General features: G+C 52.8%; 6 protein-coding genes. 3 read left to right on the forward strand and 3 right to left on the reverse strand.

All coding sequences use genetic code 11. The annotated features are described in order from the left end of the window. Positions 1-92: 92 nt before the first annotated feature. A complete protein-coding gene (locus BC440_RS03880) occupies positions 93-1,010 on the forward strand; it encodes a LysR substrate-binding domain-containing protein (protein ID WP_071239567.1) in 918 nt (305 codons plus the stop codon). Positions 1,011-1,065: 55 nt separating this feature from the next. Here the strand turns inward: BC440_RS03880 and ald are convergent, their stop codons facing one another. Beyond that, positions 1,066-2,181 carry an alanine dehydrogenase gene (gene ald, locus BC440_RS03885; RefSeq protein WP_071239568.1) on the reverse strand — a complete coding sequence of 372 codons (1,116 nt, stop codon included), beginning with the start codon at positions 2,179-2,181 and terminating at the stop codon, positions 1,066-1,068. A gap of 168 nt (positions 2,182-2,349) precedes the next feature. On the opposite strand from ald, the gene BC440_RS03890 reads away from it, so the two are divergent. Then, complete coding sequence (locus tag BC440_RS03890; RefSeq protein WP_007092109.1) at positions 2,350-2,808, forward strand: Lrp/AsnC family transcriptional regulator; 459 nt, start codon at positions 2,350-2,352, stop codon at positions 2,806-2,808. Between the two features lie 50 nt (positions 2,809-2,858). Here BC440_RS03890 and BC440_RS03895 read toward each other — a convergent pair whose 3' ends face one another. After that, the gene (locus tag BC440_RS03895) at positions 2,859-3,941 is read right to left on the reverse strand and encodes a M48 family metallopeptidase (RefSeq protein WP_071239569.1); all 1,083 of its coding nucleotides are present in this window, start codon (positions 3,939-3,941) and stop codon (positions 2,859-2,861) included. 12 nt (positions 3,942-3,953) lie between these two features. Further along, positions 3,954-5,219, reverse strand: a complete 1,266-nt coding sequence (locus BC440_RS03900) for a DUF898 family protein (RefSeq protein WP_071239570.1) — start codon at positions 5,217-5,219, stop codon at positions 3,954-3,956. Positions 5,220-5,697: 478 nt separating this feature from the next. Here BC440_RS03900 and BC440_RS03905 point away from each other — a divergent pair, with 478 nt between their 5' ends. Next, positions 5,698-6,411, forward strand: coding sequence for a TetR family transcriptional regulator (locus BC440_RS03905; RefSeq protein ID WP_007092106.1), 714 nt, complete (start codon positions 5,698-5,700; stop codon positions 6,409-6,411). Positions 6,412-6,695 lie beyond the last annotated feature (284 nt).

Raw genomic sequence — 6,695 nt, forward strand, 5'->3', positions numbered from 1 at the left:
TGTTCGGCTTTTTGGCAGGGCGCCTCCTGAGACTATAAAATCAGCCGGACATTAATCTTGTCAAATATATAAATGGCGTATATTTATATCTAATGAGTATCAATAATCGCGTTGAATTACGCCATCTGCGTTATTTTATTTGTGTGGCTGACGAAATGCATTTTGGGCGGGCCGCCGAACGTCTTGGCATCGCGCAGGCCCCGCTTAGCCAGCAAATCAAGCAGCTTGAAGAACGGGTTGGCGGGCAACTTTTTGAACGCACGACCCGAAGTGTTCGCCTGACGCCAGCGGGAGAAGTTTTCCGTGAAAAGGCGTTGCTGGCGTTATCAAGTGTCGAGGAGGGAGTCGAGGCCGCCCGTTTCGTGATGGGGCAGGCAAATCGCAAGCTGACGATTGGTTGTGTTTCACCTGCGATTTTTACATGTCTGCCGGAAATCCTCCGGATGTTTCATGCCAAATGCCCGGATACGCGAATTGATATCAAAATACTGACGACCAACGAGCTGCTTGATGCGATGATAGACGGGCAGGTGGATGTTGCCTTTATTCGCCCGCCAAGGGCCAAGGCCAACCTCAATATCATGAATTTGTTCAGCGAGGCCTTTGTTGGGCTTGTTCCTGTGGATCATGCGCTTTCCGGAAATAAAACGCTGTCGCTAAGCGATTTTACGGGACTGCCATACATTGCCTATGCGCCGATTTTGGGGGTCAGTTACCAGAACGTGGTCATCCAGCATGCGCGTGATGTCGGGGTATCTTTGGACATCGTTGAAGAAGTTGGTCACACATTTGGAATCGTGGCACTTGTTGCCGCGGGAATGGGGGTTGGCGTGGCGCCGAGCTGGGTTACCCATACACCCCATGTCGGCGTTGCCTATATTCCAATGCCGGAATTACCAGCCGATGCGGTCAATCTTGCATTGGCATGGCCCGAAGACACAATGTCGCGGGTCATTGATGAATTTGTGCAATGCGCACGTGCCTTTGTTCGCGATCTGAACGGCTTGTAAAATGGCCGCCCCGGCAAACGAGGCGGCCATTTGTGTATGATGCAACGCCGCTTGGTCAGTTGAGGACTTTTTGCAGCGGAATGTAATCGTAGCCAAGATCACGTGCGACGGCCTCATAGGTGATGCGGCCTTCGTGAACGTTTAGTCCTGCGGCCAGATGGGGATCTTCCTGGCAGGCTTTTTTCCAGCCCTTGTCAGCAAGGGCAAGGGTGAAGGGCAGGGTTGCGTTGTTGAGCGCAAAGGTCGATGTGCGGGCGACCGCACCGGGCATGTTGGCAACACAGTAATGCACCACGTCATCGACGATATAGGTCGGATCGGCATGGGTGGTGGCTTTGGATGTTTCAAAGCAGCCGCCCTGATCAATCGCGACATCGACAATCACCGAACCCGGCTTCATTGTTGAAAGCTGGTTCTTATGGATCAGTTTCGGTGCCGCGGCACCAGGGATCAGAACTGCACCGACAACCATGTCGGCATCATAGACCAGTGCCTCGGTATCATCGATGGTGGCATATTGCGTTTTGATGCGCGGGCCAAACACATCGTCAATATAGGTCAGGCGTTTGACATTCTTGTCGAGAATGATGACATCCGCGCCCATGCCCGCGGCAATGCGGGCGGCATTGGTGCCGACAACGCCGCCGCCGATCACAACGACTTTGGCGGGGGCAACACCGGGCACACCGCCTAGCAACATGCCACGCCCGCCATTGGCCTTTTGCAGGGCCGCTGCACCGACCTGCGGTGCCATGCGCCCGGCAACTTCGGACATCGGGGCCAGTAATGGCAGGCCACCATTTTTATCGGTAACGGTTTCATAGGCAATCGCCGTCACCCCGGATTTGATCAGACCCTCGGTCTGTTCCGGATCGGGCGCCAGATGAAGGTAGGTAAACAGAAGCTGCCCTTCGCGGAGCTGCTCGTATTCGACTTTCTGCGGTTCCTTGACCTTTACGATCATTTCGGATTTGGCAAAGATTTCGGCCGCGGTATCGACGATTTTTGCGCCGGCGGCGACGTAATCATCGTTGCTGCAACCGATACCGGCACCAGCATTGGTTTCGATGATGACGTCATGCCCGTGGGCCGTGGCTTCACGCACGGAACTCGGGGTCAGGCCGACGCGATATTCATGGTTTTTGATTTCTTTCGGAATGCCAATCAGCATTGTTTCTCTCCCGGACAAACGTGGCGATGATAACGGTTTTCCCGTTTTTAGTTATCTATGCAGGATACCCGAAAATTGTGGCAATTTCCCTTCAATCATCGGTGAGTTTGATGGTATTAATGCTATATAATTTTAAAAAATCCGCTTCAGGCAGGGAGAATATTCGAAATGCAGATGGACGAACGTGACCGGATGATCCTGCGGCTGCTTCAGCGCGACGGTCGTATCAGCAACGCCGAACTGGCCGAAAAGGTCAATTTATCGGCGTCGGCCTGCTTGCGCCGTGTCAGGCTTCTGGAAGAAGCCGGTCTGATTGACCGTTACACGATGCTGCTTAATCCGGCCCGCATCGGCAAACCGGGCAATGCATTCGTCAATATCTCGATCGCGCGCCAGACCCGTGAGGCGCTTGAAACCTTTGAAAAGGAAATCCAGTCGGTTCCCGAAGTCGTGGAATGTTACCTTCTCGCGGGGCAGAGCGACTATCTGGTGCATGTGGTTTACAGCAATACCGCCGACTATGAACGCATCCACAGCGAAGTCCTGACCCAGCTTCCGGGGGTGGAACGGGTCCAGACGATCATCACCCTGCGCGAAGTCAAACGCACGACCGAATTGCCGGTCTGATCCACTCAAGCGAGGCGGGCAGGTTTATGGCCTGTCCGGTTCCAACGTGATTAGTCGCAGACCGTTTGCAAGGCTTTCCAGTCCTGCGGATTGATATCAAGCGTACCTGTGATGTCGCTTTGTTCAAACAGGTCGATCCGCCCGGTCATTTCCGGGTGCGAGCTTAGGATTTCAGGCAGGAAACTGGCAATTTCGGCATATCTGCTTTCGGTGGAGATTGTGCGAAACAGCTTTGCCGTGCTTTGGGTTTCGATGCTGGCGTCACCCATCAGTTCAAGGGCAAAGTGATCGGCATCGGTTTCCATGTCCCGGGAATAGCTTTGTTCCATGACAAAGCCGACCGGAAGGTCGGCCCCGCCGGTCATCAATCGGACAAGCTGGCCAAGCGCGATACCTGAAAACAGTTTTTTAAGGCCATGCTGCATTTCCGTATGGCCGATTTCATGGGCCAGAACGCCAGCCAGAGCTTCGGGATTTTCCGCCTTTTTTATCAGTTCGGAAAATACAATGATCTGCCCGCCGGGCAGGGCAAGGGCGTTTTCGATATCGCTGCGCAGTATGGTGGTTTGGTAGTCATATGTCAGTGCGCCGGTTTGTTCAAAGCGGCCCAGAATGGTGGTGATGACCTTTTGTGCGGGATCGTTGATCGCACACGCACTTGTCCCGTCGCGGTCTTCGCCCATGATCGCCACGATCTGTTCGCGCGCGTTGCGTCCCATATCCATTTCCATTGAACGTGGATACACCGCGATGACCAGATCGATCATCAATGGCATGCCCTGCCAGATCAGCAGGGCGATTGCCGCGGAGAAACCGATGATACCAGTTGCAAGCCGGACTTTTGCCCTTGTGGCCCCTTCGTCCACGGCAAGTCCGGGCAGGGTTTCAAGAATGAAGGCCTTGGAGTGCGGATCGTCAAAAATCAGGCGAAATCCATCATCCTTGCGCTTTCGCAAACGAAGCGGTTTTCCCTTTTCGGTCTTTTCACACAGATAAACACTGTCTTTTGACAGCACCTGTTCCCCGCCCTCTGGCAGATACAGGGTAATGTAACGGTCGGATATGCCGACCGTTACATTCGTTGCCAACGATGTTTTACCGTCAAAAAGACGGGCATTGGGCAAGCTGTTCATCAAAATGCCTTGTTAAATCCCGCCCAGATCAAAGGCTTCTGCAAGACCTTCGCCGGTGCGCGGGACGTTCTGTGCATCCGTGTTCTGATGCAGTTCTGCGATGTCACCGTCATATACCAGCGATGAAACATGCAGTGCCAGCATCGGATGGGTCAGCCCGACAAATGTCAGGATGCCGAAGACCGGCGTTGCAAGCAGCATCAGGATAAAGAACGGTGCCAGGATCGCCAGAACCTGTTCCGGGGGCATATAGGATGCCGCGTTATTTGCAAGGATCGAGAATGCGGCAAAACCACCGGTGACCGACAGCAGGGCAACAAAAACAATCCCCGCCAAAACCATCAACAGCAGGAAGCGCAGCAACAGTTTGATATATTGCCCGGTCGCGAGCGTGCTGCCAAATTGCAGGCCTGCAAGGGTGGTGTTTTCGCTTTGATACCGGAAGCACCATACATGGTACCAGGCCATCCCGAAGACGATCACGAGATACGGAATAAAGGCCAGCGGCACGATATAAAACGGGGAGTGTGTAAGGTTAACCGCCGCCGCAATAATGCCGCCCGACATGGCAATCGCGACCAGACACAGGAGCCAGGTCAGGATCCACTTTTTGAATGCGGGGCCGAATGTGCCGGTAAAGCGTGCCTGATGGTCGCCGATCCAGGTGTTGTTGGTTTCATAGCGCGTTAGCGTGATAAAGCTGAGCGGCATCAGAATGCCCAGCGACAGGATGGCTGCCAAAAAGCTGCCAAAGCCGATCAGGGCATATTTGAAGGACGAACCGCCCAGTTTTCCGCGAATGCCGCGCCAGAAGGTGCGGCTCATGCGATAGCGCGTGGCGCGATAGATCGCGACAAAAATCAGAAACAGAATGACGGCATACATCACGATAATCTGCAATCCCTGCATGGCCGGGGGCAGTTGGGCCGAGATAAAGCCCAGTAGCAGGGACGCGGGGATAAAGATGACCGAGATAATCAGGAAGCCAAGGAAAAGTTCCAACCCGCGGCCGGTATATTCCAACGCATCACCATCAATGACGATGTTGCTCCAGATATAGCGGCGCATCCGGGTTTTGGCCCAGAAACGGAATATGCCCAATGTCAGGATGGTCCAAAGCGTGTTCCAGCAGCAAAGTTTCAGAACGTCCTGCCAGCGACCGTAATATTGAATCTGGCCGTTATGGTATTCGGCGTTTTCGCTGTTTTCAGCAATATCTGCCGCCGCCTGAGAGCCATTATCGGCTTCAGGAAGTTCATTTTCGTCGTGTATGCTCATAGTCCCCTCGGTTCTAAGACCAGTTTCAGGATCAGTGGTGAAAAATGACACCGCTTGTTTTCGCGGATTTTAATCTTCCCCACGTTTGATTTAACGTGGTTTATCAACAAGATCACCCACTCAAAAGGTTAGGGACGCCCAATCAGGGCCATTTTTGTTACCCGAAGGAACGGGTGGTTGAATGGTTTTGGTATGAAGGCTACCCATCAGGTATTTCGCGCATGCCGCAATCGGGGCTTCGCAGCTGCAGCGAATCAAATCTGTACAGATTCGCGATTTTTGTTCGCAAATACGTTTCGTGATTGCTGTGTGGTGACTATTGTTCATCTAACGCGCGCTCAAAAAATGCAGGCGAACTGTTTGTTACATCGACGTTTCTTTGATTTTATCTATCGAAAGTCACCGCGCGATTTGACTTTTGAATGAATTAATAGGCATTAATATAAGTTCAGGGAGAATGTTGGGGGAATAATTCTCTATGGAAAACGAATGTCTTGTTCGTGCGCGTAGCCACGAGCAAAAACTGAAACGTAGAAACGATATACTTGTCGCAGCCGAGGCGCTTTATCTTGAGGGGGACGGACAACTGCCATCGGCAGCCGAAGTCGCCAAAAAGGCCAGTCTCGCCAAAGGCACGCTGTATCTTTATTTTTCAAGCAAGGAAGCCCTTTTTCTGGAAGTCCTGCGCGGGTTCCTGAAGGGGTGGTTTGAAAACAACCTTGAAGTGATTGAACAGGAAGCGTTGCGCCGTCCCGAAGAACGGGATTCAGCACGCGTTGCACAACAATTCGTGCAGTATCTTGTCAAACGGAAGCAATTCCTGCATCTGGCGTCCCTGTCACAAGGGGTTCTTGAGCAGGGGACGGACGATGAAGCGGTTCTAAGCCATCGAAGATTTATTTCTTCCATGGTGAAACGGACGGCAGATGCCCTGTCCGAGCTGTATGCCATCACGCCAGAGAATGCCAACAAGCTGATGCGGACATCCTATGCATTGGTGATTGGCATGTGGCAGATGTCACAGATTCCGGAACGTGTTGCCGAACTGATGCGCCAGAACGCGCTTGATAATCTGATTATCGATTTCAGTGTGGCAACCGAAGAAGCGGTGGTGTCGTACTGGCGTGTTCTTGCGCCGGGTATGAAATGTCGTGAATTCCTGCGTCAGATGGAAGAACAGAACCGGGCCTGATTTCGGTTTTGCCATCGGCTTTTCAATCAGCATCATAAAAAAAGCAGCACCCGCGAAGGTGCTGCTTTCAGACCGCTGACAAACCCCGTCATATTTTGGCGGGGTTTTGCTTTTAGAGGTGTTTGAAAGCTGGCTTGAGTGTGCCGAGGGGATTATCCCTCGGCGATTGGCCCCTTGGGGCCCAAAGCCAGGGCTATTTTCTTGATATTTTGGGCGGCGGCGGCCAGCAGACATTGGCATTTGACATTGATCAGTCCCCGGAACCTTGCATATCGATGACCGTG

Origin of the sequence: Thalassospira sp. MIT1004 (assembly GCF_001858545.1) — a bacterium.
Lineage (GTDB): Bacteria > Pseudomonadota > Alphaproteobacteria > Rhodospirillales > Thalassospiraceae > Thalassospira > Thalassospira xiamenensis.

Excerpts from the sequence above, each read along its gene's own strand:
- BC440_RS03890 (WP_007092109.1), top strand. The coding sequence starts at position 2,350 with ATGCAGATGGACGAACGTGACCGGATGATCCTGCGGCTGCTTCAGCGC.
- BC440_RS03880 (WP_071239567.1), top strand. The coding sequence starts at position 93 with ATGAGTATCAATAATCGCGTTGAATTACGCCATCTGCGTTATTTTATT.
- ald (WP_071239568.1), bottom strand. The coding sequence starts at position 2,181 with ATGCTGATTGGCATTCCGAAAGAAATCAAAAACCATGAATATCGCGTC.
- BC440_RS03905 (WP_007092106.1), top strand. The coding sequence starts at position 5,698 with ATGGAAAACGAATGTCTTGTTCGTGCGCGTAGCCACGAGCAAAAACTG.
- BC440_RS03895 (WP_071239569.1), bottom strand. The coding sequence starts at position 3,941 with ATGAACAGCTTGCCCAATGCCCGTCTTTTTGACGGTAAAACATCGTTG.
- BC440_RS03900 (WP_071239570.1), bottom strand. The coding sequence starts at position 5,219 with ATGAGCATACACGACGAAAATGAACTTCCTGAAGCCGATAATGGCTCT.